This is a genomic window from Skermanella sp. TT6 (genome assembly GCF_016653635.2).
Classification (GTDB): Bacteria; Pseudomonadota; Alphaproteobacteria; order Azospirillales; family Azospirillaceae; genus Skermanella; species Skermanella cutis.
Genome location: NZ_CP067420.1, coordinates 5714431 through 5736497, shown reverse-complemented (window position 1 = coordinate 5736497; position 22067 = coordinate 5714431). Strand labels below are relative to the sequence as shown.

The following is a 22067-nucleotide window of genomic DNA, read 5'->3' as shown; positions in this document are numbered from 1 at the left end:
CCGTCGTTCCTGGATCAGAGGCTTGCCGTGCGGGGTTCGACGATGAAGCGCGTCATCATGCCCGAGGCCATGTGGTAGAGGAGGTGACAGTGGAAGGGCCACTCACCGGGCTCGTCCGCAGTCAGCTGCACCGTCGTGACCTGGCCCGGCGGGACGAGCACGACATGCTTCTTGGGCATCCGATCCGTCTGGCCGTTTTCAATCTCCACGAACATCCCGTGCAGGTGCATCGGGTGGGCCATCATGGTCGTGTTCACGAAGCGGATCCGGACACGGTCACCATAGGCTACCCGGATCGGGGCTCCCTCATCGAACTTCTCCCCGTTCAAAGTCCAGATGTAGCGCGACATCATGCCCGTCAGCTGGACCTCGATCTCATGGGAGGGCTCACGCAGATCCTTGGCCTTGGAAAGTGCCTTCAGATCCGCGTAGGAGAGGGCCTTGGCACCGGGCGGTGTACCTGCATCGCCCCAGCCCACCGCCTGATCCTTGCTTCCCGCCTTACCCTGGTTCATGCCCGGCATACTGCCCTGGTCCATACCAGGCATATTGCCGTGATCCATTCCCTGCATGGCGCTATGATCCATGCCCTGCATGGCACCATGGTCCATTCCAGGCATGTTGCCATGGTTCATACCCTGCATGGCGCTATGATCCATTCCGGGCATACTGCTGTGATCCATGCCCGCCATCGAGCCATGGTCCATACCGGGAGCCATCGCCATGTCGGCCATGGTCAGGATGGCGCGGGGGCGCCGCTCGGGGATGTCGCCTTCCACCCCTTCGCGGGTCGCGATCGTCGCCCGGGCGAAGCCCGTGCGGTCGATCGATTCGGCGAAGAAGGTGAAAGGCTTGTCTTCCGTGGGCATGACGATGACGTCGTAGGTTTCCCCAACGCCAAAGCGGAACTCATCGACCTTCACCGGCACCACGTTCTGCCCGTCGGCAGAAACCACGGTCATTGGCAGTCCAGGGATGCGGACGTCGAAGATCGACATGGCCGAACCGTTGATGATCCGCAGACGCACCCGCTCACCCGGATTGAAGACAGCCGTCCAGTTATCCCGCGGCCCCTTGCCGTTGACTAGGAACTGGTAGCCGGTCACGTCGGCGAGGTCGGTGGCGTCCATGCGCATCTCGCCCCAGGCGAGGCGATCGTTGATCGTAGCTCCCAGGCCATCGCGCCGGGCGTCCCGGAAGAAGTCGATCAGGGTACGCTTATTGTTGTTGTAATAGCCCTCACTGACCTTGAGCTTGCGCAGGACGTTTTCGGGGTCCTCCGGCGTGTGGTCGGAGAGCAGAACCACGTAGTCGCGGTCGGCCCGGACGGGATCACGCCCGGCGGGCTCGATCACGATGGCCCCGTACATGCCCTCCTGCTCCTGCGAGGCGGAGTGGCTGTGGTACCAGTAGGTGCCCGCCTGGCGCAGCTTGAAGCGGTAGGTGTAGGTCTCGCCGGGACCAATTGGCACGAAACCATTGAACCCGGGAGCCCCATCCATGACGCCCTGGAGCAGGAGCCCGTGCCAATGAATTGAGGTTCCCTCATCCAGCCGGTTGGTCACATAGATAACCACTTCCTGGCCCTCGCGCCATCGCAGCGTGGGCGCTGGTATCGAACCGCCGATGGAGATGGCGCTACTGGTTTCACCGTCGATGGTGATGCGGGTCCGTTCGACTGCCAAGTTGAGCGATTGGTCTGCGGCCGCGAAGACGCGGCGCCCAGGATAGACCGTGATGATGCCCGCCAAGCCCGCCGCTCCGGCGAGCTTGAGGGCGTCGCGGCGGGAAAGGCCGCGCCGTGCAGTGTGCATGTGCCCTTCCTTCAACGCTTGAACTCGACCTTGCCGACCATCCCGGACTCGTAGTGGCCGGGTATGTTGCAGGCGAACTCTAGGGCGGTGTCCTTGGTGAACTTCCAGGTCAGTTCCTTGGTCTGACCGGGCTCGACAAGGACGCTGTTCGGGTCGTCATGTTTCATCTCGGCCATTCCCATTTTGGAATGGTCCATACCGCTCATGTTCTTGTTGATACCTGTCGGCGTCAGCATGCCGTGCTCCATCATCATGGCCATTTCCTTCTGATGGGAGGCGTGCATGGCGGCCGTGCCGATATTGAACTCGTGCAGGAACTCGCCCTGGTTCTTGAGAACGAAGCGGACCGTCTCCCCGGCTTTCACTTGAACGGATTCCGGACTGTAGAAATTGTCACCCAGTTCGATTTGCACGGTCCGCTTGGCGGCCGAAGCCTTCGCAGGCTCGCCGATCCCATGTTTGTGACCGGCGTCGGCCAGAGCGATGCCGGATGTGGCAAGGAGACTGGCCCCAGTCATCAGGGCGGCGATGGCGTTCAGAATGCGAGAGTTCAGACGCATGTCGAGTGTCCTCTGTCTCTGGCCTCGCCGAGGCGGGCGAAAGCCAGGAAGATTGCGGCTCCCAGCCAAGGATGGCCAGGAAGGCAAGGAATTGAGTCGAAACGTGCAGCGACCGACCAGCCTTGAGATCAAGCAACGGGATGAGGGTCGGCGAGCCGGTAAGGCACGGGCACGCGAAGGGCGTGCGCGGCTGGGGCATCGCAGGTTAACCGTTCCCGGTCAGGAATCTTGAGCTGGATCGATGCGCTGGTTGCAGTGCGTCCCACTTACGGGGATGAGCGCTGCAAAGCCTCAGGCCCGTGCAACTCCGCGGGCAGAGGGCCTCAGATCGAGGTCCTGGGAGGGCGGCGCAAGGGAGGTACGGAGCGCTTCCTGAGCAAATCGTCACTCACGATCTGCAGACGAGCGGGCACCCACTCGATGGGCTTTACCTGCAGATAGCTCGGCTCCAAGGCCGCTACGCTACTACAGACCATCACACAGCACCCTCCGTGAGAGAGCTTAGAAGGGTCTTCCTGGTCGCCCTGGTGCTGATGATTATCGTGGCTCTTGTGCCCCGGCTGCTCGTCGCAGTCGGCCGCAGGCTCTTCGCCCATCGGCATATCGTGGTGGGACATGTCGGCCATCGCGGCATCAGGCATGGCCACGCCTCCCCAGCCAAGGAGGAGACCGAACAGTACAGCCGCTAGAAAGCGTGTGAAGCGCATGCCCACTGTCATTCCATGCCCACGGGCGATGCCCGATCTCCCGTTTATATCGCACCAGTCAGAACTGGTTGCAAGAGCGCTTTTATCCCGGTGGGTGGCATTGTTACCCCCTGAGGTGGTCTATGTTGCAGATGATGCTCAGGCCCAACACCTCGACCTGGACACTATCATCTTGTTTAGAATTCGAGGCATGCACCATTTGCAATATTTCGTAACATTTCGAAATCAACAAGACAATCCTGTCCTGCTATAGGTAAGTCTCGCAGCAGCAATACAAACAAAAAACTGAAAATTCTTCAAAATGAGTGAACTCCGGTTGGATGCCCGGCTTCAAACACCAGGATGAAAATCGATGATAGCCGCAGTCAGATCCTTCATGAGCAATCCAGATCTAAGAAAAGTTTTCGGCAAAGTGGTTGAGATTTTAGTGAAACAGTCTCTGCCCCTCCGGATTGCTGCTTGGGCTCTGGGGGGTTTGATGATGGTCATGATGCACCCCGCGTTGGCCGATGAGCCGGCAGAGCTGGGCGACATACGTATAGAAGCTGGAACCGCAACTCCGGCCGAGAAAGGTGGTCGGTCAAAAGTAAGATTTCGAATCATAAACAACAGCCGCACAGGCCTACATCTTACTGGCATATCAACCCCAGTGGCCAAAAACACTGAGCTTGTCGCGCGTGTTGGCAGCAGAGAAACGTCGGTTCTGCAATCAATAGGCATTCGCTCAGAAGAAACATTAGACCTTACAACTTCTCACCTCCATTATGTGCTTCACCCTCTGCGGAAAGCTCTCCATTCTGGAGATGAGTTTTCAATAACGCTGCACTTTACAGGTTGGAGCAGAAGTACTTCGATCCATGTTCACTAGGGCCTGTTAGAGCTCGGAAAACATAGCCATCTATGGGAGTTGTCAGTTGAACAGCGAACCCAAGGTCTGAGTGGCGGGCAGTAGGCGGTCGTTGAGGTTGGTGCCTGTCCGGAGGGCACTTCCGATAGGATAATATCTGAGACAACGGTGCTGACGCGCGAAACTACTGACGCGCTGAAACGAAGTCAATGATTTAAGATAAATCAGAATCTCCCTCGGTTTTGCTAATGTTACGAAATGTAACATGACTACCCGGTGCGGGAACCAAAGCCTGAGGAGTAGAGTTCACCCTGCTGACTCCACAAGCGCACTGGAAAGAACGCATGTCCAGCGATGAGCCGCACAGATCTTGGCGGACACTGCTACTGAGAGAATATCAATAATACTCAGCAGCGCTTTTCATAATAACATGACGAGAGGATGACCCCATGGAAGCCGAGGCAAGCCACACTGGCAAGGACAGCATGCACCAGGAAAAAACCCGCCCTACCGTTGACGATGTTACTCTTTACATTGGAACTGAAGGAAAGAGCAAGTACTTCGGTTCCGATAACATGGATATCGTATTTGGTCGCGGTGGCAGGGATCGCCTTTCCGGTGGTACCATGGACGATGATCTGTTAGGCGGCCGCGGAAACGACCGCCTGACAGGGAAGGCCGGCATGGATCATCTTGATGGTGGTGCCGGCAATGACCGCCTCAAGGGTGGCCCTGAGGCCGACACCCTGCGCGGCGGCACCGGCAACGACCATCTTCGGGAGGGAGCCGGGCACGGCGACCTTGAGGGTGGTGAGGGAGATGATGTTCTTGCCGGCGGGCCGGGTGGTGATGCTTTCGTAGTTTCTCCGGATAGCGGTCACGACACCATCAAGGACTTTGCAGCCGGACCCGGCATGCTCGATCACCTGGCGTTGCGGGATGTAGAACCTGAAGAACTTCGGTTTCAGGACACGAAGGACGGCGTGCTGATCAGCTGGAACGAAGGCGAGGGCTCAGTTCTGCTGCGGGGTCTCCTGAAAACCGATCTTGCTCAGGACGATTTCATGTTCACCGACGACCGCAAGGTCATCACCCCAACCGATGCTGATGCCAATCAGGTCACGGCTACTGAGTTCATCAAGAATGAAGGCAACCAAGCAGAGCCCCCGCAACCAGGAGACGAGGATAAAGCCAGGAAGGCCTTCAATTTTGACGACGTTGCCGTGAGGATCGGTAGCGATAACGCAGACACGTTCAAAGGTACCTCCGATCGCGATTATTTCATCGGTCGAGCAGGCGATGACATTCTCTTCGGCGAAGGCGGGAATGATGATTTATGGGGTGGTAAGGGAAACGACACCCTCAACGGTGGCGATGGACAGGATGATCTGAAGGGCGAGGACGGCAACGACGAACTCCACGGTGGCATGATGGCTGACAACCTGATGGGCGCCGCTGGTAATGATGCGCTATACGCTGGTGCTGGCCACGACATGCTCGAGGGTGGCATGGGCAACGACAAGCTGGATGGAGGAGACGGTGCGGATGCCTTCATCGTCGCACCCGATAGTGGCGACGATGTGGTGATTGGCGGGTTCGACGCAGGTCCGGGCGCTTTCGACCACATTGCCTTCCGCGATATCCTGCCGGATGAGGTGACTGTGGCGGACACGGCTCGAGATGGCGACAGCGGTGTGCTGGTTAGCTGGAACACCGATACCGACTCGGAAATCGATGGATCCATTTTCCTCACTGGGCTTACTAAAAGCCAGATGGCGCAGGACGATTTCATGTTCAACGCCGACGACGGACTCCGTGGGCGCTTCGAGAACGATCCCACAATCACTGCCTCGGGTTCGGAGTACATCTTCCAGAACGATGAGACAGCTTCGTCAAATCCGGCTAGGGACTACCTCTTCGTAGCCTGATAAACATGCCAAGGCGGGCTGGGCGACCCCAGCCCGCTTCTTCAGGGAAGTGTCACGGCAAGCATGTTGCTCCCTGGTCTATGATGCATCCCATCGGGGTGTTTATGCGACCGCAGCAATTTCCGGATGTCTGCCCTTTGGATCTGACCAACCGAACGGCCCCGCCTTGGTGAGCTATGTTGGCATCCCAGCCTACCGCCCTCAGGTTCCCACAGAGATCATGGAGCTTGATTTGCCCCCGCCACTCCTTCGAACGGGAGGCGACTATTCCCCCGTGCCAATCGAGGGGCGGAGTTCTCGAGATCCCGCAGGATAGGGCAGTCCGGCCGATGGTTACCCTGGCAGGCGTCGGCAAGTTCCTGGAGTGTGTCGCTCATCGCCCGCATTTCGGCAATTTTGACTTCGAGTTCGGCGACATGGTCGAGCGCAATCCGCTTGACCTCGGCGCTCGCCCGGTCCTTGTCGCGCCACAGGCCGACGAGCTGCTGGATGCGCTCGATGCTGAATCCCAGCGTGCGGGCACGCCTCACGAACCGTAGGATGTTCACCTCGTGCGGGGTGTAGACCCGGTACCCCGAGGCGGTTCGACCCGCCTCGGGAATCAACCCGATGCTTTCGTAATAGCGGATGAGCTTGGCGTTCACACCGGACGCCTTGGCCGCCTGGCCGATGTTCATGACCACTCCTCTCAAGTACCCCGGGGCTTCCAGCCGCGCAGCGTGAGCGCGTTGAGGACGACGCTGACGGAACTCAGCGCCATGGCGGCCCCTGCCAGCACCGGGCTCAGGAACCCCATCGCGGCCAGCGGAATGCCGACCAGGTTGTAGATGAAGGCCCAGAACAGGCCCTGGCGGATCTTGGCGTAGGTGCGCCGGGACACGTCGATCGCGCCGCCGACGAGCACCGGATCGCCACGCATCAGGGTCACCCCGGCAGTCGCCATCGCTACGTCGGTACCGGTTCCCACGGCGATACCGATGTCGGCGGCCGCCAGCGCTGGGGCGTCGTTGATGCCGTCACCGACCATCGCGACGACCTTGCCCTCATGCTTGAGAGTCGCCACCACGTCGGCCTTGTCACCCGGCAGGACCTCGGCGAATACCCGATCAATGTCCAGATCCCGCGCGACGGCCTCGGCGGCGCCTTTGCTGTCGCCCGTGACCATAACGGCTTCGATGCCCTGCTCGTGCAGCGCCCGGACGGCCTCGCGAGCCGCCTGCTTTACCGTGTCGCCGAACGCCACCAGCGCCAGCACACGTCGCTCAGGAGCCATCTCGGCCAACCAGGAAACTGTCCGGCCCGACGCTTCGAGCTCCGCCGCCTTGCCCCCCAGAACGTCATCCTCCAGTCCGCTCTCCGCCATCAGACGCTTGGTGCCGAACTGTACCGAGCGTTCCTCGACCGAGCCGGATACGCCGCGCCCGGCGAGTGCCTTGAAGTCGGTCAGGGCAGCCGGAGCGATACTCTCCGCCTCGGCCAGCTCACGAACCGCGCGCGCCAGCGGATGCTCGCTGCCTTGCTGGAGCGAGGCGGACAGCCGAAGCAGGGCGGCGCGGTCCAGGCCCTCCGCCGGGATGATGTCGGTCACCCGAGGCTTGCCCTCGGTCAGCGTGCCGGTCTTGTCGAAAGCCACGACCGTGACGGCGTGGGCCCGCTCCAGCGCCTCGGCGTCCTTGATCAGGATGCCGTGCCGGGCCGCGGCACCGGTGCCGACCATGATCGACGTCGGGGTCGCGAGGCCCAGCGCGCAGGGACAGGCGATGACTAGCACCGAGACGGCGGTGATGATGGCGGTTTCCGCATCGCCCGAAACGCTCCACCAGGCCGCGAAGGTGACCGCGGCGATGACGAGGACGATCGGCACGAACACCGCGCTGACCCGGTCAACGGTGCGCTGGATCGGCGCCTTGGATGCCTGGGCTCCTTCGACCATGCGCACGATCTTCGACAGCATGGTCTCGGAGCCGACCGCCGTGGTCTCCACCGCGAGCAGGCCGTCCACGTTGATGGAACCGCCGGTGACCTTAACGCCGACTGTCTTCTCGACCGGCAGCGGCTCTCCGGTCAGCATGGCTTCATCGACACTGCCGGCGCCCTCCAGCACCTTGCCGTCCACCGGAATGCGCTCGCCGGGACGGACGACCACGACGTCGCCCTGCTTCACCTGATCGACCGGCACCTCGACCTCGGTGCCGTCCCGCCGCACCCGGGCGGTGTCCGGCCGGAGATCCATCAGGGCGCGGATTGCCGCGGCCGTCTGTCCCTTGGCGCGGGTCTCAAGCCATTTGCCCAGCAGCACGAAGGTGATCAGAACGGCCGAACCCTCGAAGTAGAGGTGCGGCATGCCGTGCTCAGGATGCGCGGTCAGCATCATGTAAACGCTGAGACCCCAGGCCGCGGTGGTGCCGATGGCGACCAGCAGGTCCATGTTGCCGGTGCCTGCCCGCACGGCCTTGTATGCCGCCTTGTAGAAACGCCAGCCCAGCCAGAACTGCACGGGCGTGGCCAGCAGGAACTGGACCCAGCCCGGCGGCATCATGCGATAACCGGCGAGATCGCCGATCATGCCGGCTACGAGGGGAAGCGACAGTGCCGCACCGATCAGGACGTGGCGAAGTTCACGGCGGCTCCGCACTTGCGCCTCGTCCGGCGCCCCGGTGGTCGCCTTGTCCTGGGTGACTGAGGTGGCCTGAAAACCCGTCTTTTCGATAGCCGCGACCAGGGCTGCAGCATCGATGCCCTGTCCGGTGACGTGCGCACGCTCGGTGGCGAGGTTCACGGCGGCGTCGGAGACGCCTGGCACCCTCTTCAGCGCCTTCTCAACCCGGCCGACGCAGGATGCGCAGGTCATGCCCTGGACCCGGAGGTCGAATTCAGCCTTAGCGGGCTCGTAGCCCGCCCTGGCGATGGCATCGACGACGCCCTGAGTATTCGGTCTGGGATCGGTGAAGGCGACGCGCGCCCTTTCGGTCGCGAGGTTCACGGACACGTCCGTGACGCCCTCCACCTTGCGGATGGCCTTCTCGACGCGCCCGACGCACGACGCGCAGGTCATCCCACCGATCCCGATATCTATTTCGGACGCGACCTGCTCCTGCGGCGCGACCGGCTCCCTTGCAGTTGCATAAGCCATGAATGGCTCCTGTTCTCCCTAACTGCAGATGTAGATGGGCCTTCCAGCTGTTGGAAGGTCAAGAGGATTTCTTGATCGAGCGTTTCACCGGTGGCAACTCCAGGGCAGTAGCCAAATTGACAAAAAACGGCCAGCGCAATGCTCGCGCTGGCCGCTTCCCGTGCTCGCAACGGACGCAAAACTTGGCCCACCTTGATCCTGCCGGCGGGCCAGTACGTCGCCCTCGTACTACTGAGACATCATTTCTCGGCAGTGCTGCATCATCTGGGCATGATCCATCTGGCCCATGCCACCGGAATTCCCGGCGCCGCCACCGTGCGCCATGCCGCCACCCTGCGCCGTACCGGATCCGCCACCCTGCATCATGGCTCGGCAGTGCTGCATCATCTGGTTGTGATCCATCTGACCCATGCGCGAGTGGTCCATCTGCCCCATGCCGGAGGTGCCCATGGCCCCGCTCTGGCTGGTCGGTGAAGCCGTCCGTGGCGCCTGGGCTGTTCCGCTGGAGCAGGCGGCCAAGCCCACCGCAAGGGCGGCGAAAGCGCTGGTCCGTAGCGTGTAACTGATCATCATCGTCTCTCTCCCTGACACTGTTCAAAAACCAGCAGGAGCCGCCAGCCGTCGGGACAACCTTCGCGGATGTTCGGTTCCCATCCGAAACGGAGCAGCCTGGGAACGCGCAGCGTCACCTCAGCTCCCTTGTCATGCCGAAACGGTTCCAACGGTCGGTATGACCTTCCAACCAATGCCTATGGCATTGATCTGTCGGGTTTTCGGTCTCCGGATGATCATGCTGATCATCCGGAAGCCTTATCACTATGCCTTTACGCGGCGTTGCGGACGTCGTATCCGGCGTCCTCAATGGCCTGTCGAACCGCGCGCTCGTCGGCGCTGCCCTCGATAGTCACCTCGCCGGCCTTCAGATCCACAAGAGCGCGTTCGACCGCGGGCACGGCCTCGACCGCCTTGGTGACGGTTTGGGCGCAGTGGCCACAGGTCATTCCCTCGACTTTGAGCTTCAGCATGATCATCTCCTCCGTGGATAATGGCCTCAGCCTCGGGTTTCCCACTGCTGGAAGGTCAAGATTATTCTTCGGAGTTGCTCATGCTCCGCCGAGAGTGCTTCCTCCGCGGCCACGAGCCTCGCAATTCCAGATGCTCGCACGGCTTCCAAGCCGTCATCCGGTGCGTCGTTGTGACCGCACCCCGCGAGCAGCCTGGGTACGAGTATCTGACGAAAAGGTGCCGGTCTGACCCGGGGAAAGAACTTACCGATCATTCCCGCGCCTCCAGGTCGGCAGCGAGAGACTTCATTTCCGCGATTTCACGCTCCTGCGCCTCGATGATCTCGTCCGCGAGCTTACGGACTCGTGGATCGGTGATCTGCGCACGCTCGCTTGTCAGGATAGCGATCGAATGGTGTGGGATCATCGCCCTCATGTAGTCAACATCATCCACCGTCGCCTGACTGCGCACGATCCAGAGCGCAAAGGCAAACATCGCGATGGATCCTCCGAATATGACGAGGTTGATCGTCCGATTCCTGTACATGCCGAGCATGTACCCGAGCATGATGACGGACATGGTTGCCCCCATGACGAGGGCCATCCAGGCGCGGGTCTCGCTCCAGAAAATATGCTCGAACGAATAGGTATTCAGGTACATCAGGCCGTACATGACGATGGTTGAGGTCGCGATCATTGCGGCGAAGCGCCAGTAAGACATCTGCATGAGGCTCATTCTCCCTGGTTGATGCGCCTTACAATTAATTACGATAAATGCCTGGAGCGCCTGCCACAGCATGCCGGCACCGGTGTACAAGGCTGCCAGACTTGATCCATACTCGCCTGTCCGTTCAACCCGCCGGTGCGGAGCCTTCGAACCAGTGACGACGTTGCCGAACAAGGCCTCGTCCGCCGTCCGGCAACCGGTCCGGGTGCGGTCTTCTCTCGGATGAGCAACCCGCAGAGAACGGCCCCACGAGGTCGCTCAAGTCGATCAGGCGGCCATGCTCTGAAGTGCTGACTGACAAGCCTGCTCACAGCGTCGGCAGGATTCCGCGCAGATCCGGCAATGCTCGTGCATCGATGCATGGCTGTCGCATTCAGCACCACAGATACGGCAAGCGGCCGCGCAGGCTTGCAGCGTCAAGCGGATCAGTTCTTCATTCGACCCCGTACGGCGAGTCGCAACCGATCCAGTGGCAGCACAGATGTCCGCACAGTCAAGGTTGAGCCGAATGCACTGGCGAAGCTCCTTGACCATGTCTTCAGCGAGGCAGGCATCCGCGCACGAGATGCAGGTCTGGGCGCAGGAGTAACACTCCTCGATGCAGCGGATCAGGGCATCATTGATGTTCCCCTTTACTTCAGGGTGTGTTCCGATCATCTCGCGAGCTAGCATCTCATGTTCTCCCAATGTTTGACGTAAAGGCTTGACCCAACATAGCGCCTCTTCTTTCCAGCCGTAATAGAGGTGCGATCTAGCGCGTATATCGTTCCAGCGTCCGAAACAGAAGATGCTTTCAGTAAGGACATGATCTCGTTCAGATAACTCCTTCAAGAATGTCTGAGCACGTGGCCATGTTCATGACGGCTTCCTCATCCGGTTGGTGCCCTTCAAACATTCCACATCGTCTAGCCGTTTCGCGCCCAGGCTCACTTGTAACACTTCGTAACAAACAGAAACTCTTTGAAGCAGAAGAGCCTGCATCAGAGCACCCATCTAGGTGTTATCTAGATGTCATGGAAACCGCAGCCCACATCCTTATTGTTGACGACCATCAGGAAATCCGGGATCTGCTCGGCCGCTTCCTGGAGCGACATGGATTCCGATCGACCGCCTGTCGGGACGGAGCCGAGATGCGGCGGGCCCTCGAGGCCGCCCGTTTCGACCTCATCGTCCTCGATCTGATGCTGCCCGGGGACGACGGGCTCAAGCTCTGCCGCGAACTTCGATCGCCCGAGGCCGGGAACCCCGACATCCCCATCATCATGCTGACGGCGATGAGCGAGGAAACTGACCGGATCGTCGGCCTGGAGGTGGGAGCCGACGACTACCTCCCGAAGCCGTTCAACCCCCGAGAACTCCTCGCCCGCATCAGGGCCGTTCTTCGCCGCACGGCCAGCTCTCACTCCGACATCGTCAAGGCACCGCATGAGTACCGTTTTTCCGGATGGGCTCTGGACCTCGTCCGGCGGGAGCTGACATCCCCGCCCGGAGCCCTGGTCACCCTCACGGGCGCCGAGTACGACCTGCTTCTCGCTTTTCTGGAGCGGCCCGGCCAGGTGCTGAGCCGCGACCAGTTGCTGGAACTCGCGCGAAACCGCATCCACGGCTACGGCAGGAGCGTCGATGTCCAGGTCAGCCGTCTCAGGCATAAGATGGGTGACGACACATCTTCCAGGCCACTCATCAAGACGATACGGGGGTCCGGCTATGTTCTCACCGCGGATGTCGAGCGAGCTTGATGGCGAGGGTGGTGGCGGCTCTGCAATTGATGGCGCCAAACACTATCGTCGGCCGTGCCGTGGCGATCCTGCTGGTAGCACTGGCTCTGTCGCACCTGCTCAGCATGGTCTGGTACCAATCCTACCTGTCGTATCAGGCAGACCTGGCTGATGAGCGGGTCGCGGCCGAGCGGATTGCTGCGGTCAAACAAGCCGTCATGGCCCTGCCGCCCGAGGAGCGCGAGAGTGCCGCGCATTCCCTGTCCGGCCGCGGCCTCACCACCCATTGGAGCGCCATTCCGTTGGTCGAGGAGGCGTCCGCCCGAGACGACCGACTCGACATGCTGGTGCGACGCCTGCAGCAGCTGGTTCCCGGGATCCACGGCAACGGCCTGCGCGTCGCCTACGCGGCGGAGGGACACGGCGCCGACCATGTTCTGCTGGTATCGACAAGGCTGCCCGACGGAAGCTGGATCAACGCTCGGGCGACGGCACTGAGCACCCTGGACAGGCAGGACCGGCACTTCATCGTTCCGACCACGTTGATGTCGCTCGCCATCCTGGCCGTCTCCATCTATCTGGTCCGCGTCTGCACCGCCGAGTTCAGGAGCATCGCCCGCGCGGCGCGGCGGCTCGGGGTTGATGTGACAGCGCCGCCCCTGCCGGTTCATGGGCCGGAAGAGGTGCGGGAGGCTGCCATGGCGTTCAACGAGATGCAGGGCAGGATCCGCACCCTGGTAACGGATCGGACACAGATGCTTGCCGCCATCTCTCACGATCTTCGCTCTCCCATCACGACCATCCGGCTGCGCGCGGAATTCATCGAAGAGGGCGAAGAGCGTGACCGCATCGTGGCCCAGCTGGACGAAATGGAGGCCATGGTGTCCGCCACGCTGTCATTTCTCAGGGACGATGGAGGACGGGAGGACACCAAGGTGGTCGATATCAGCGCGCTGCTGGCGACCATCTGTGACGACTTGTCCGATGCGGGGCGTCCGGCGTGTTTCCGGGGTCCCACCGGGGCAACGATGAGATGCCGTCCGATCGGCCTGAAGCGCGCCTTGGCGAACCTGGCCGGGAACGCGGTCAAGTATGGCGCCTCCGCCACTGTGATCCTGGAGACTCTGCCGGACCGTCTGGTGATCTCGATCGACGACGAGGGTCCGGGCATCCCCGACAGCGAACTGGAAACGGTGTTCAACCCGTTCTACCGTCTTGAGGAGTCCCGCAACAGGGAAACCGGCGGCTTCGGTCTCGGCTTGACGGTGGCCCGGTCGGTCATCAGGGGGCATGGCGGCGATCTGGTCCTGGAGAACCGCCCGTCCGGCGGGCTGCGCGCCTTGATTACGCTCCCATGGGTCTCCTGACTGTCCCGGAGGCAGGGCCTCGAGAGCAGGATGCAGCCTGTACGGCTTCCTTGATCATGATCAAGGCGGCTGTTCCAAACCTCCATCATGGTGTCGATGCCAACCCGTCGCATCAGCCTGACGGAGCGGTTGGTGTCTGCTCAATGGCATCATCACCATAGTGGGACTGAAAGTAATCGACATGTGGCGCGGGTCGTGGGTGACGTTCAGGACGGGGATGGCGAGCCTGCTGATGCTGGCGACGCTGCTCGTCTACGCCGCCCCGAGCCACGCCAGCCTGATGTCTCATGCCCGGTCCGTGGCCCCGCACGAGCACGCGGTGACCGCGACGGCCAACGAAACCACTGCCGTCCTTGACCACGACCAGGCCCCTTGCACTGATGAGGACCGCCTCGACGACGGCGTCTGCTGTAGCGTGGCGCAGTGCGCCACCATGCACGCTGGTCTGACCGCGGGTGCTGTCGAGACGCTCATCCCGGACCTTGACCTGTCCAGCAATCTGCCCGCTCCCGCCATGTCCGAGGGCGTCGGCAGCCCTCCCGCCCTGCGCCCTCCCCGCCGGATCATCTGACGCCACGAGTGAGTCCGCCCGCGCCAAGGTTCGGCAACGGACGTCGGACCCAGCCACCCGTGGCCATAGCCTTTAAGTCCCCGGCATCTCCGCAGGGAGCCGTTCGGGATCACCACCACATGGCTACCGGTATGATGACAACCATCGAGTATCGGGCCTGAGCGAACGTGAACAGGATGATCATGAGCATCAACTTTCCGCAATTTTCTCGCAACTCGAAAGGGACGCTTCCCGGCCGCGACCACGAAGTCAGGCGACTGTCCCTGCTGCCGCTTGTCGCGGCAGTCGTGGCGACGCTTGCCGTCGGCACAGCCCACGCACAAACTCCCATGGTGATTGAAGGAGGCTTCGTTTACACCGCCGATGAGCATGGCAATTCCATCAGCGCGATCGATCTCGCCACCACCCGGGTTACGACGACTCCGATCCCGATCTCGCCGCATAACGTCCAAATCACGACAGACGGCACCCGGCTTCTGGCGGTCGGCGCCCCGGTCACCGACGGTCACGGACACAGCCATGGCGGAGCCACACATGATGCGGGTGAGACCAAGGGACGGCTGCTGGTCTTCGATGCGGCGTTCCTAGCCAAAGGTCCCGTCGGGGAGATCAGTGTCGGCGCCCATCCGGCCCATGTCGTCCCTGGGCCGGACGGTCGGCGGGCATTCGTGACCAACGCTGGCGACAACACCGTCAGTGTGGTGGATCTGGCGCGGATGTCGGTGGTCAAGACGATCGCTACCGGTCGCTATCCGCATGGACTTCGGATAAGCCCGAACGGGCGCGAGGTCTACGTCGCCAACGTTCAGGACGGCAGCCTGTCCGTCATTGATACCAATTCGCTCACGGAAGTGGCGCGGATCCCGGTCGGCACCACGCCGGTTCAGGTCGGTTTCACCCCGAACGGCGGCCGTGTTTACGTCTCGCTGCGCGATGAAAACCGTGTCGCCGTGGTTGACACCGCCTCGCGGACCCTGATCGGAACGATCGAAGTCGGGCGGAACCCGATCCAGGTCCACGCCACACCGGATGGGCGCTTTGTCTACGCCGCCAACCAGGGCACGGACGCCGAACCGGCCGACACCGTCTCAGTGATCAGCGTGGCCGCCGGTCGCGTCATCGATACTATTCGCACTGGAAAAGGAGCGCATGGTGTCAGCCTGAGCGATGACGGAGCCGTCGTCCTCGTCACCAATATCGTGGACAGCACCGTCTCTGTAATCGACACCGCGACACGGCGGGTCCTGACAACCTTCGCGGTGGGGCGTGGTCCCAACGGCGTAACATACCGGTCGATGCCGAGGTGAGTAGTCGGGCTGGTTCAAGCGCAAGCTGCACCCTCAACCGCTTTCTTGATCTCGATCAATGCGGTTGTCCCGGAACGCCGTAATATTGCATGTGCCGGTTCATCGTCTTAACCTGCCGGAGCGGCTGGTGCCTGAACCTGCGGCACCTTCACCAGAGTGGGAATGAAAGTAATCGCCATGTGGCGTGGATCGTGGGCGACGTTCAGGACGGCGATGGTGTGCCTGCTTATGCTGGCGACGCTGCTCGTCTACGCCGCCCCGAGCCACGCCATCCTGGTGCCTTACGACCGGTCCGCGGCCCCGCACGAGCACGCGGCGGCTGTGACGATCGACGAAACGACTGCCACCCGTGACCGCGACCAGGCTCCTTGTGCCGATGAGGGCCTCCCCGAGGGCGGCGTCTGCTGTAGCGTGGCGCAGTGCGCCACCATGCACGGCGGCCTGATCACGGACGCTGTCGCGGTAAGTGTCCCGCGCTTGGTTATGGCCAACCATCTCCCCGCACCCATGATACCCGAGGGCATCGGCAGCTCTCCCGCCCAGCGTCCTCCACGTCTGATCATCTGACGCCACGAGTCCGTCCGCGCCCAACCTGAATTTCGGTTTGGTCAAGGATATCGGACCCGGTCCATGTGGCTGCAACTCGTCTCCCGGGCGCTCCGTGTGGAGTTCGTTCGGGGCAGCCTCGACCCAGATGACAGATGGAGGACACGATGTTGTCTCTCACCCGTACAATGCTGCCGGTTTTCGCGCTGGTCGCCATGATGGCGGCTGCCCAGGCACAAACCATCGATCAGGACCATACCTCCCACCATCCCGACGGCACTGGCGCAGCACAGCCCCGGGAAGTGCCGAATGCGGGTCAGGCCGGCAACGCCCCCGGGACCGGCCAAGGCATGGGCAGCGGCATGGTCGTCCAACCAGGCACTCAGCAGCCGCGCGGCCAGACCAACATGATGGGCGACATGGGAATGATGGGCGACATGGGAATGATGGGAAACATGGGGCAGATGATGCCCATGATGCGCCAAATGATGATGGGCCGGCAGGACGGCATAGGCATGCCCTTCGAGCATGTCGAGGGCCGGATCGCTTTCCTGAAGACGGAACTCAGGATCACGGACGCTCAGAAACCACAGTGGGAGGCCTTCGCGAACATCCTGCGGGAGAGCGCCAGGACTCACCAGTCGATGCATGAACAGATGACAAAAGGCGGCATGCCATCCTCATGGCCGGAGCGCCTTGCCTTCCAGCAGAAGGCACTTTCAGCCCGACTGAACAGCCTCAACGATTTGGCGGTTGCTGCCAAGCCCCTCTATGCCGCGCTGACCGATGAGCAGCGAAAGATCGCCGACCAACTCCTGTCCGGCCCCATGGGAACGATGTGACCAGCCAAGGGAGGCAATCATGACGCACGATTACGCCAATCGGAATGCCGAGACGCATCGGCCGGAAAGCTCATGGTGGCGCTCGAGGAGCGGCGTCGTTCTGCTCGGCTTTCTGGCGGTGGCGGCTTTCTTCCTGCTGACAGAGCACACGGCTCACGTTTTCGGCGCGCTGCCGTGGCTGCTTCTGGCGGCCTGCCCGCTGATGCACCTGTTCATGCATGGCGGGCACGGTGGGCATGGCGGGCATGGACACGGCGACCGCGCCAGCCGGAGTGATGACGCCGACCTGAACGAGAGAGGCTCGCCATGACCCACGATGCCCCGGCCTACGGACTGTGGATGCTGGTCATCCTAAACTCGGCCATTTTCATCATCTTCGCCTTTAGTTTCGGCAAGCCGCAATCGCCGCGGGACTGGCGCTCCTTCGGGGCCTTCAGTGCCTTCATCGTCGCCCTGTTCACCGAGATGTACGGCTTCCCGCTGACCATCTACCTACTCTCGGGCTGGCTTCAGACCCGTTATCCGGGTCTGGACCTGCTGTCGCACGATGCCGGTCACCTCTGGTCAACGATCTTCGGCCTGAAGGGCAATCCGCACTTCAACGTCCTCCACGTCTTCAGCAACCTGGTGATCCTGGGCGGCTTCATCCTGCTCTCGGCGGCCTGGAAGGTGCTCTTCGAGGCGCAGCGACACCGCCGGCTCGCCACGACGGGCGCCTATGCCTATGTTCGGCACCCCCAGTACATCGCCTTCATCGCCATTCTGTTCGGCTTCCTGCTCCAGTGGCCGACCATCCTGACGCTCGCGATGTTCCCGCTGCTCGTTCTCATGTACGTGCGTCTGGCCCGATCCGAGGAGCGCGAAGCCGCCCGGACGTTCGGAGCCGAATACGGGCGTTACGCCGCCGTCACCACCGCCTGGTTTCCACGCCTCGGCGGTCGGAATGCCGCTGGACCGAGACAGGGCGGGGCTGCGGGTGCCTAGGGATTTCGGCAAATGAACGTCATGTGGATGCCTCCGGATGACTGGCTTTCGGCGATCCGCCGATACCTGGTGGTGATCGCCCTGGGCAGTCTCATTTGGGAGTTCGCTCACATGCCGCTCTACACGCTCTGGCAGACCGGCACGGCGGCAGAAATCGTCTTCGCCGCCGTCCACTGCACGGGCGGGGACATACTGATCGCAACCATGTCGCTGATGCTGGCGCTCCTGATCGGCGGACGACCGGCCTGGCCGCGCGAGGGTTTTCTGCCCGTCGCGGCCATGACGGTCATCCTGGGCCTCGGCTACACCGTATTCAGTGAGTGGCTCAACATCGAGATCCGCCGATCCTGGTCCTACTCGGACCTGATGCCGACACTGCCCTGGTTGGGAACCGGCCTGACGCCACTCGCCCAGTGGCTGGTCATTCCCGGACTCGGCTTCTGGCATATCCGACGGAGCGTCCTGAAGCCTGGTCATCCCGCAGGGATCCGGACATGACCCATCGTGACGGTACGAAGCTGTACGCAAGGGAACCGCTGGGACGGATACGCGGCCCGAAACAAACAAGGAAATCGACTATGAATGATGTGCAGCGCAGGCTGTTTGTCAGGGCTTTGGCCGCGGCAACCGGGACCCTGCTCCTCGGTGCCGCTCTCGCCGGGCCGGTGCGGGCCGCCGAGACGGTGAGGCTGTCGGAGGTTTCCCACCTGCATGGGATCGCCGTCGATGCAACGGATCCGTCACGACTGTATCTCGCCTCCCACCATGGCGTCTGGGTGACCAACCCGGATGGCACGGCGACCCGGGTATCCGACAATCGGAACGACTACATGGGCTTCACGCCCAACCCGGCCCGGCCCGGATCGTTCTTCGCCAGCGGCCATCCCGAACGGGGCGGCAACCTGGGCGTTCTGTCCTCAAGCGATGGCGCGAGGACCTGGAGGCAGGTTTCCGCAGGCGTTAATGGCCCTATTGACTTCCATTCCATGGATGTCAGCGCAGCCGACCCGAACATCCTGTACGGCCACTATGGGAGCGTCCAGGTCAGTCGGGACGGCGGAAAGATCTGGGAGATGGCGGGCAAGCCACCCGCTGACATATTCGACCTCGCGGCATCCGGGAAGGACCCGAATACAGTCTACGCCGCCACCCGCAGCGGCCTGATGATCAGCCGTGATGCGGGCAGGACCTGGCAAGCCGCCTCCCTGGTCCAGCGACCGGCGACCATGGTCGCGACGACCGTGAACGGCACGGTCTATGCATTCCAGGTCGGTATCGGCCTGCTCAGGACCACCGAGCCGAGTTTGGCTTGGCAGACGGTCGGAAGCGGTTTCGGCGAATCCGTCCTGCTGCACTTCGCGGCCGATCCTACCGATCCCGAGAGGCTCTACGCGGTGACCGACAAGAACGTCATCCTGGCCAGTCGGGACGGCGGCAAAACATGGAAGCCGCTGCAGTCCTGACGTCGATCAAATCGTCCCCGCAAATCCTGTTGACCTTCCAATCGTTGGAAGGTGGAGGCTAGAGCAAGTGTTCGACGGCCCGAGAGGGGAGTATCCAGCCCAGGCCGCCGGCATCAAGCATCTGATAAGGAGCGGCAATGACCGACCTGCATCGAGGCCATGAACATCATGACCATGATCATCATCATACCGGGCATCAAGCCGGTCACGTGAACCGGGCGACGGTGAAGGACCCCGTCTGCGGCATGACGGTGGATCCCGAACAAACAGAGTATCACGCGCGGCACGGGAATGAGATCTTCCACTTCTGCTCCGCACGATGCCGCGACAAGTTCGCCGCTGATCCGGAGCAGTACCTGAAACCAGCGGCCAAACCGGCCGCAGCGGAGCAGGCGGGTCATCCCGCACCGAAGCCGGGGGTTATCTACACCTGTCCGATGCACCCGGAGATCCGCCAGGAAGGACCGGGCAATTGCCCGATCTGCGGCATGGCCCTGGAGCCCGTCACGGGCGGCGTCGAGGGTGAACCTAATCCCGAACTCGTGGACATGACCCGGCGGTTCTGGATCGGAGCCGCCCTGACAGTGCCGCTGGTCCTTCTGGAGCTGGGCGCCCATCTGCCGGGTCTCGGGCTCCACGCCCTGATCTCCCCTCAGACATCCCTATGGCTGCAGTTCCTGCTGGCAACGCCGGTGGTCCTGTGGTCCGGCTGGCCGCTGCTGGAGCGGGGGTGGCGGTCGTTCGTGAACCGCAGCCTGAACATGTTCAGCCTGATAGCTCTGGGCGTGGGCGTCGCCTACCTGTTCAGCCTCGTCGCGACCTTTTTGCCCGGCATCTTCCCGGCAGGTTTCCGCAGTGCTGAGGGTCTGGTATCAGTCTACTATGAGGCGGCAGCCGTGATTACCGTGCTGGTGCTACTCGGGCAGGTTCTGGAACTCCGGGCGCGCGAGCAGACTGGTGGCGCCATCAAAGCCTTGCTGAACCTGGCGCCGAAGGCAGCGCGCCGCATCCGAGTAGACGGCGAGGACGAGGAGGTGCCGCTCGAGGTCGTTCATGTCGGTGATCGGCTGCGGGTCCGCCCCGGAGAGGGCGTGCCCGTCGATGGCGAGGTGCTGGAGGGTCGCAGCGCCGTGGACGAATCCATGGTGACCGGCGAGTCCATGGCGGTAGCAAAAGAACCCGGCTCCAAGGTGATCGGCGGCACGGTGAACCAGACAGGATCCCTGGTGATGCGCGCCGACAAGGTCGGTGCGGACACCATGCTGTCCCGGATCGTGACCATGGTCGCCGAGGCCCAGCGTAGCCGGGCGCCAATCCAGCGGCTCGCCGACGTGGTTTCCGGATGGTTCGTCCCGACGGTCGTCGTGATCGCAATCCTGTCCTTCATTGCCTGGGCGATCTGGGGACCGACTCCCGCCTTCGCCTACGGACTGATCGCGGCCGTGTCGGTCCTGATCATCGCCTGCCCCTGCGCGCTCGGTCTCGCCACGCCCATGTCGATCATGGTCGGCGTCGGGAAAGGCGCCACCGCGGGCGTGCTGATCAAGAACGCCGAGGCGCTGGAGCGGTTCGAGAAGGTGGACACGCTGGTCGTCGATAAGACCGGCACGCTGACCGAGGGCAAGCCCCGGGTGACGGCGGTGGTCGCCGCCCCGGGCATGGACGAGGCAACCGTCCTGTCGCTGGCGGCCAGCCTGGAACGGTCCAGCGAACACCCCCTGGCCGCGGCCATCGTCGCCTCCGCCAAGGAGCGGGGCGTGCCAGTGGAGGATGTCGTCGATTTCGACTCCGTCACCGGCAAGGGTGTGGTCGGCAAGGTTGGCGGGCGAACGGTGGCCCTCGGCAACGCGAGGATGATGCAGGACCAGGGCATCACCCTCGGTGATCTGGAGGCGCGCGCCGACGACCTCCGGCGCGAGGGCGCCACGGCCCTGTTCGCCGCGATCGACGGCAGGCCCGGCGGCGTGATCGCGGTCGCGGATCCGATCAAGGCGAGCACGCCGCACGCGCTGGAGACGCTGCGGGCCGACGGCGTCCGGATCGTGATGCTGACCGGCGACAACCGGACCACCGCCGAGGCGGTGGCCCGCAAGCTCGGCATTGATGACGTCGAGGCCGAAGTTCTGCCCGAGGACAAAAACCAGGTCGTCAAGCGCCTGAAAGCACAGGGCCGCGTGGTGGCGATGGCGGGCGACGGCGTCAACGACGCCCCGGCGCTGGCGGAAGCGGACATCGGCGTCGCGATGGGCACCGGCACCGAGGTCGCGATCCAGAGTGCTGGCGTCACCCTGGTCAAGGGCGATCTCGCCGGCATCGCCCGCGCGCGGGTCCTGAGCCGGGCGACGATGCGCAACATCCGTCAGAACCTGTTCCTGGCGTTCGTCTACAACGCGCTCGGCGTGCCGGTCGCCGCGGGCGTCTTCTATCCGCTGTTCGGGTGGACCCTGTCGCCCATCATCGCGGCCGCGGCCATGGCCCTGAGTTCGGTATCCGTGGTGGGCAACGCGCTGCGCCTGCGAACGGTCAAGCTCTAGACCCCTGACCGGGCG

21 protein-coding genes are annotated in these 22067 nt (G+C 62.6%); 14 read left to right on the top strand and 7 right to left on the bottom strand.

Annotation, left to right across the window (positions count from 1 at the left end; translation table 11 throughout):
• Nucleotides 1-14: 14 nt before the first annotated feature.
• Both IGS68_RS26760 and IGS68_RS26755 read right to left on the bottom strand, forming a co-directional pair.
• Nucleotides 15-1814, bottom strand: coding sequence for a copper resistance system multicopper oxidase (locus IGS68_RS26760; RefSeq protein WP_201075841.1), 1800 nt, complete (start codon nucleotides 1812-1814; stop codon nucleotides 15-17).
• A gap of 11 nt (nucleotides 1815-1825) precedes the next feature.
• Nucleotides 1826-2374 carry a cupredoxin domain-containing protein gene (locus IGS68_RS26755; protein WP_201075840.1) on the bottom strand — a complete coding sequence of 183 codons (549 nt, stop codon included), beginning with the start codon at nucleotides 2372-2374 and terminating at the stop codon, nucleotides 1826-1828.
• Nucleotides 2375-2865: 491 nt separating this feature from the next.
• On the opposite strand from IGS68_RS26755, the gene IGS68_RS26750 reads away from it, so the two are divergent.
• The 3 genes from IGS68_RS26750 (at nucleotide 2866) to IGS68_RS26740 (ending at nucleotide 5856) form a co-directional block, all read left to right on the top strand.
• Nucleotides 2866-3063, top strand: coding sequence for a hypothetical protein (locus tag IGS68_RS26750; RefSeq protein ID WP_201075839.1), 198 nt, complete (start codon nucleotides 2866-2868; stop codon nucleotides 3061-3063).
• A gap of 370 nt (nucleotides 3064-3433) precedes the next feature.
• Nucleotides 3434-3949, top strand: coding sequence for a copper chaperone PCu(A)C (locus IGS68_RS36365; protein ID WP_201075838.1), 516 nt, complete (start codon nucleotides 3434-3436; stop codon nucleotides 3947-3949).
• A 428-nt stretch (nucleotides 3950-4377) separates the two neighbouring features.
• Nucleotides 4378-5856, top strand: coding sequence for a calcium-binding protein (locus IGS68_RS26740; RefSeq protein WP_201075837.1), 1479 nt, complete (start codon nucleotides 4378-4380; stop codon nucleotides 5854-5856).
• A gap of 218 nt (nucleotides 5857-6074) precedes the next feature.
• On the opposite strand, the gene cueR is transcribed toward IGS68_RS26740, so the two are convergent.
• The 5 genes from cueR to IGS68_RS26715 all read right to left on the bottom strand — a co-directional run bounded on the left by cueR (nucleotide 6075) and on the right by IGS68_RS26715 (nucleotide 10894).
• Nucleotides 6075-6533 carry a Cu(I)-responsive transcriptional regulator gene (gene cueR / locus IGS68_RS26735; RefSeq protein ID WP_201075836.1) on the bottom strand — a complete coding sequence of 153 codons (459 nt, stop codon included), beginning with the start codon at nucleotides 6531-6533 and terminating at the stop codon, nucleotides 6075-6077.
• An 11-nt stretch (nucleotides 6534-6544) separates the two neighbouring features.
• Complete coding sequence (locus IGS68_RS26730) at nucleotides 6545-8989, bottom strand: heavy metal translocating P-type ATPase (protein ID WP_201075834.1); 2445 nt, start codon at nucleotides 8987-8989, stop codon at nucleotides 6545-6547.
• A 228-nt stretch (nucleotides 8990-9217) separates the two neighbouring features.
• Nucleotides 9218-9562, bottom strand: a complete 345-nt coding sequence (locus IGS68_RS26725) for a hypothetical protein (RefSeq protein ID WP_201075833.1) — start codon at nucleotides 9560-9562, stop codon at nucleotides 9218-9220.
• Between the two features lie 251 nt (nucleotides 9563-9813).
• Complete coding sequence (locus IGS68_RS26720; protein ID WP_201075832.1) at nucleotides 9814-10014, bottom strand: CopZ family metallochaperone; 201 nt, start codon at nucleotides 10012-10014, stop codon at nucleotides 9814-9816.
• Nucleotides 10015-10264: 250 nt separating this feature from the next.
• Nucleotides 10265-10894, bottom strand: coding sequence for a DUF305 domain-containing protein (locus IGS68_RS26715; RefSeq protein WP_228435199.1), 630 nt, complete (start codon nucleotides 10892-10894; stop codon nucleotides 10265-10267).
• A gap of 839 nt (nucleotides 10895-11733) precedes the next feature.
• On the opposite strand from IGS68_RS26715, the gene IGS68_RS26710 reads away from it, so the two are divergent.
• The 11 genes from IGS68_RS26710 to IGS68_RS26660 all read left to right on the top strand — a co-directional run bounded on the left by IGS68_RS26710 (nucleotide 11734) and on the right by IGS68_RS26660 (nucleotide 22052).
• Entirely contained in the window at nucleotides 11734-12459 is a 726-nt protein-coding gene (locus IGS68_RS26710; protein ID WP_201075831.1) for a response regulator, read from the top strand.
• Between the two features lie 29 nt (nucleotides 12460-12488).
• Nucleotides 12489-13805, top strand: a complete 1317-nt coding sequence (locus IGS68_RS26705; RefSeq protein ID WP_201075830.1) for an ATP-binding protein — start codon at nucleotides 12489-12491, stop codon at nucleotides 13803-13805.
• Nucleotides 13806-13965: 160 nt separating this feature from the next.
• On the top strand, nucleotides 13966-14376 hold the full coding sequence (locus IGS68_RS26700; RefSeq protein ID WP_201075829.1) for a hypothetical protein: 411 nt from the start codon (nucleotides 13966-13968) through the stop codon (nucleotides 14374-14376).
• Nucleotides 14377-14558: 182 nt separating this feature from the next.
• Nucleotides 14559-15683, top strand: a complete 1125-nt coding sequence (locus tag IGS68_RS26695) for a YVTN family beta-propeller repeat protein (protein WP_228435197.1) — start codon at nucleotides 14559-14561, stop codon at nucleotides 15681-15683.
• Between the two features lie 228 nt (nucleotides 15684-15911).
• Complete coding sequence (locus IGS68_RS26690; protein WP_201075825.1) at nucleotides 15912-16250, top strand: hypothetical protein; 339 nt, start codon at nucleotides 15912-15914, stop codon at nucleotides 16248-16250.
• Nucleotides 16251-16384: 134 nt separating this feature from the next.
• Entirely contained in the window at nucleotides 16385-17071 is a 687-nt protein-coding gene (locus IGS68_RS26685) for a Spy/CpxP family protein refolding chaperone (RefSeq protein WP_201075823.1), read from the top strand.
• 19 nt (nucleotides 17072-17090) lie between these two features.
• Entirely contained in the window at nucleotides 17091-17381 is a 291-nt protein-coding gene (locus IGS68_RS26680) for a DUF2933 domain-containing protein (RefSeq protein WP_201075822.1), read from the top strand.
• Nucleotides 17378-18055, top strand: coding sequence for a methyltransferase family protein (locus IGS68_RS26675; protein WP_201075821.1), 678 nt, complete (start codon nucleotides 17378-17380; stop codon nucleotides 18053-18055). The genes IGS68_RS26680 and IGS68_RS26675 overlap by 4 nt, the downstream gene beginning before the upstream one ends.
• A 12-nt stretch (nucleotides 18056-18067) precedes the next feature.
• Nucleotides 18068-18553: a hypothetical protein gene (locus IGS68_RS26670; RefSeq protein WP_201075820.1), complete on the top strand. Its 486-nt coding sequence runs from the start codon at nucleotides 18068-18070 to the stop codon at nucleotides 18551-18553.
• The gene (locus tag IGS68_RS26665) at nucleotides 18550-19518 is read left to right on the top strand and encodes a F510_1955 family glycosylhydrolase (RefSeq protein WP_201075819.1); all 969 of its coding nucleotides are present in this window, start codon (nucleotides 18550-18552) and stop codon (nucleotides 19516-19518) included. Before IGS68_RS26670 ends, IGS68_RS26665 begins: the two co-directional genes overlap by 4 nt.
• A 137-nt stretch (nucleotides 19519-19655) precedes the next feature.
• On the top strand, nucleotides 19656-22052 hold the full coding sequence (locus IGS68_RS26660; protein WP_201075818.1) for a heavy metal translocating P-type ATPase: 2397 nt from the start codon (nucleotides 19656-19658) through the stop codon (nucleotides 22050-22052).
• The last annotated feature ends 15 nt before the right edge of the window (nucleotides 22053-22067 follow it).

Bases quoted from the DNA above. Each gene is read 5' to 3' on its own strand.
- IGS68_RS26760 (WP_201075841.1), bottom strand. From the start codon at position 1,814: ATGCACACTGCACGGCGCGGCCTTTCCCGCCGCGACGCCCTCAAGCTC.
- IGS68_RS26755 (WP_201075840.1), bottom strand. From the start codon at position 2,374: ATGCGTCTGAACTCTCGCATTCTGAACGCCATCGCCGCCCTGATGACT.
- IGS68_RS36365 (WP_201075838.1), top strand. From the start codon at position 3,434: ATGATAGCCGCAGTCAGATCCTTCATGAGCAATCCAGATCTAAGAAAA.
- IGS68_RS26740 (WP_201075837.1), top strand. From the start codon at position 4,378: ATGGAAGCCGAGGCAAGCCACACTGGCAAGGACAGCATGCACCAGGAA.
- cueR (WP_201075836.1), bottom strand. From the start codon at position 6,533: ATGAACATCGGCCAGGCGGCCAAGGCGTCCGGTGTGAACGCCAAGCTC.
- IGS68_RS26730 (WP_201075834.1), bottom strand. From the start codon at position 8,989: ATGGCTTATGCAACTGCAAGGGAGCCGGTCGCGCCGCAGGAGCAGGTC.
- IGS68_RS26725 (WP_201075833.1), bottom strand. From the start codon at position 9,562: ATGATGATCAGTTACACGCTACGGACCAGCGCTTTCGCCGCCCTTGCG.
- IGS68_RS26720 (WP_201075832.1), bottom strand. From the start codon at position 10,014: ATGCTGAAGCTCAAAGTCGAGGGAATGACCTGTGGCCACTGCGCCCAA.
- IGS68_RS26710 (WP_201075831.1), top strand. From the start codon at position 11,734: ATGGAAACCGCAGCCCACATCCTTATTGTTGACGACCATCAGGAAATC.
- IGS68_RS26705 (WP_201075830.1), top strand. From the start codon at position 12,489: ATGGCGCCAAACACTATCGTCGGCCGTGCCGTGGCGATCCTGCTGGTA.
- IGS68_RS26695 (WP_228435197.1), top strand. From the start codon at position 14,559: ATGAGCATCAACTTTCCGCAATTTTCTCGCAACTCGAAAGGGACGCTT.
- IGS68_RS26690 (WP_201075825.1), top strand. From the start codon at position 15,912: ATGCTGGCGACGCTGCTCGTCTACGCCGCCCCGAGCCACGCCATCCTG.
- IGS68_RS26685 (WP_201075823.1), top strand. From the start codon at position 16,385: ATGGAGGACACGATGTTGTCTCTCACCCGTACAATGCTGCCGGTTTTC.
- IGS68_RS26680 (WP_201075822.1), top strand. From the start codon at position 17,091: ATGACGCACGATTACGCCAATCGGAATGCCGAGACGCATCGGCCGGAA.
- IGS68_RS26675 (WP_201075821.1), top strand. From the start codon at position 17,378: ATGACCCACGATGCCCCGGCCTACGGACTGTGGATGCTGGTCATCCTA.
- IGS68_RS26670 (WP_201075820.1), top strand. From the start codon at position 18,068: ATGAACGTCATGTGGATGCCTCCGGATGACTGGCTTTCGGCGATCCGC.
- IGS68_RS26665 (WP_201075819.1), top strand. From the start codon at position 18,550: ATGACCCATCGTGACGGTACGAAGCTGTACGCAAGGGAACCGCTGGGA.
- IGS68_RS26660 (WP_201075818.1), top strand. From the start codon at position 19,656: ATGACCGACCTGCATCGAGGCCATGAACATCATGACCATGATCATCAT.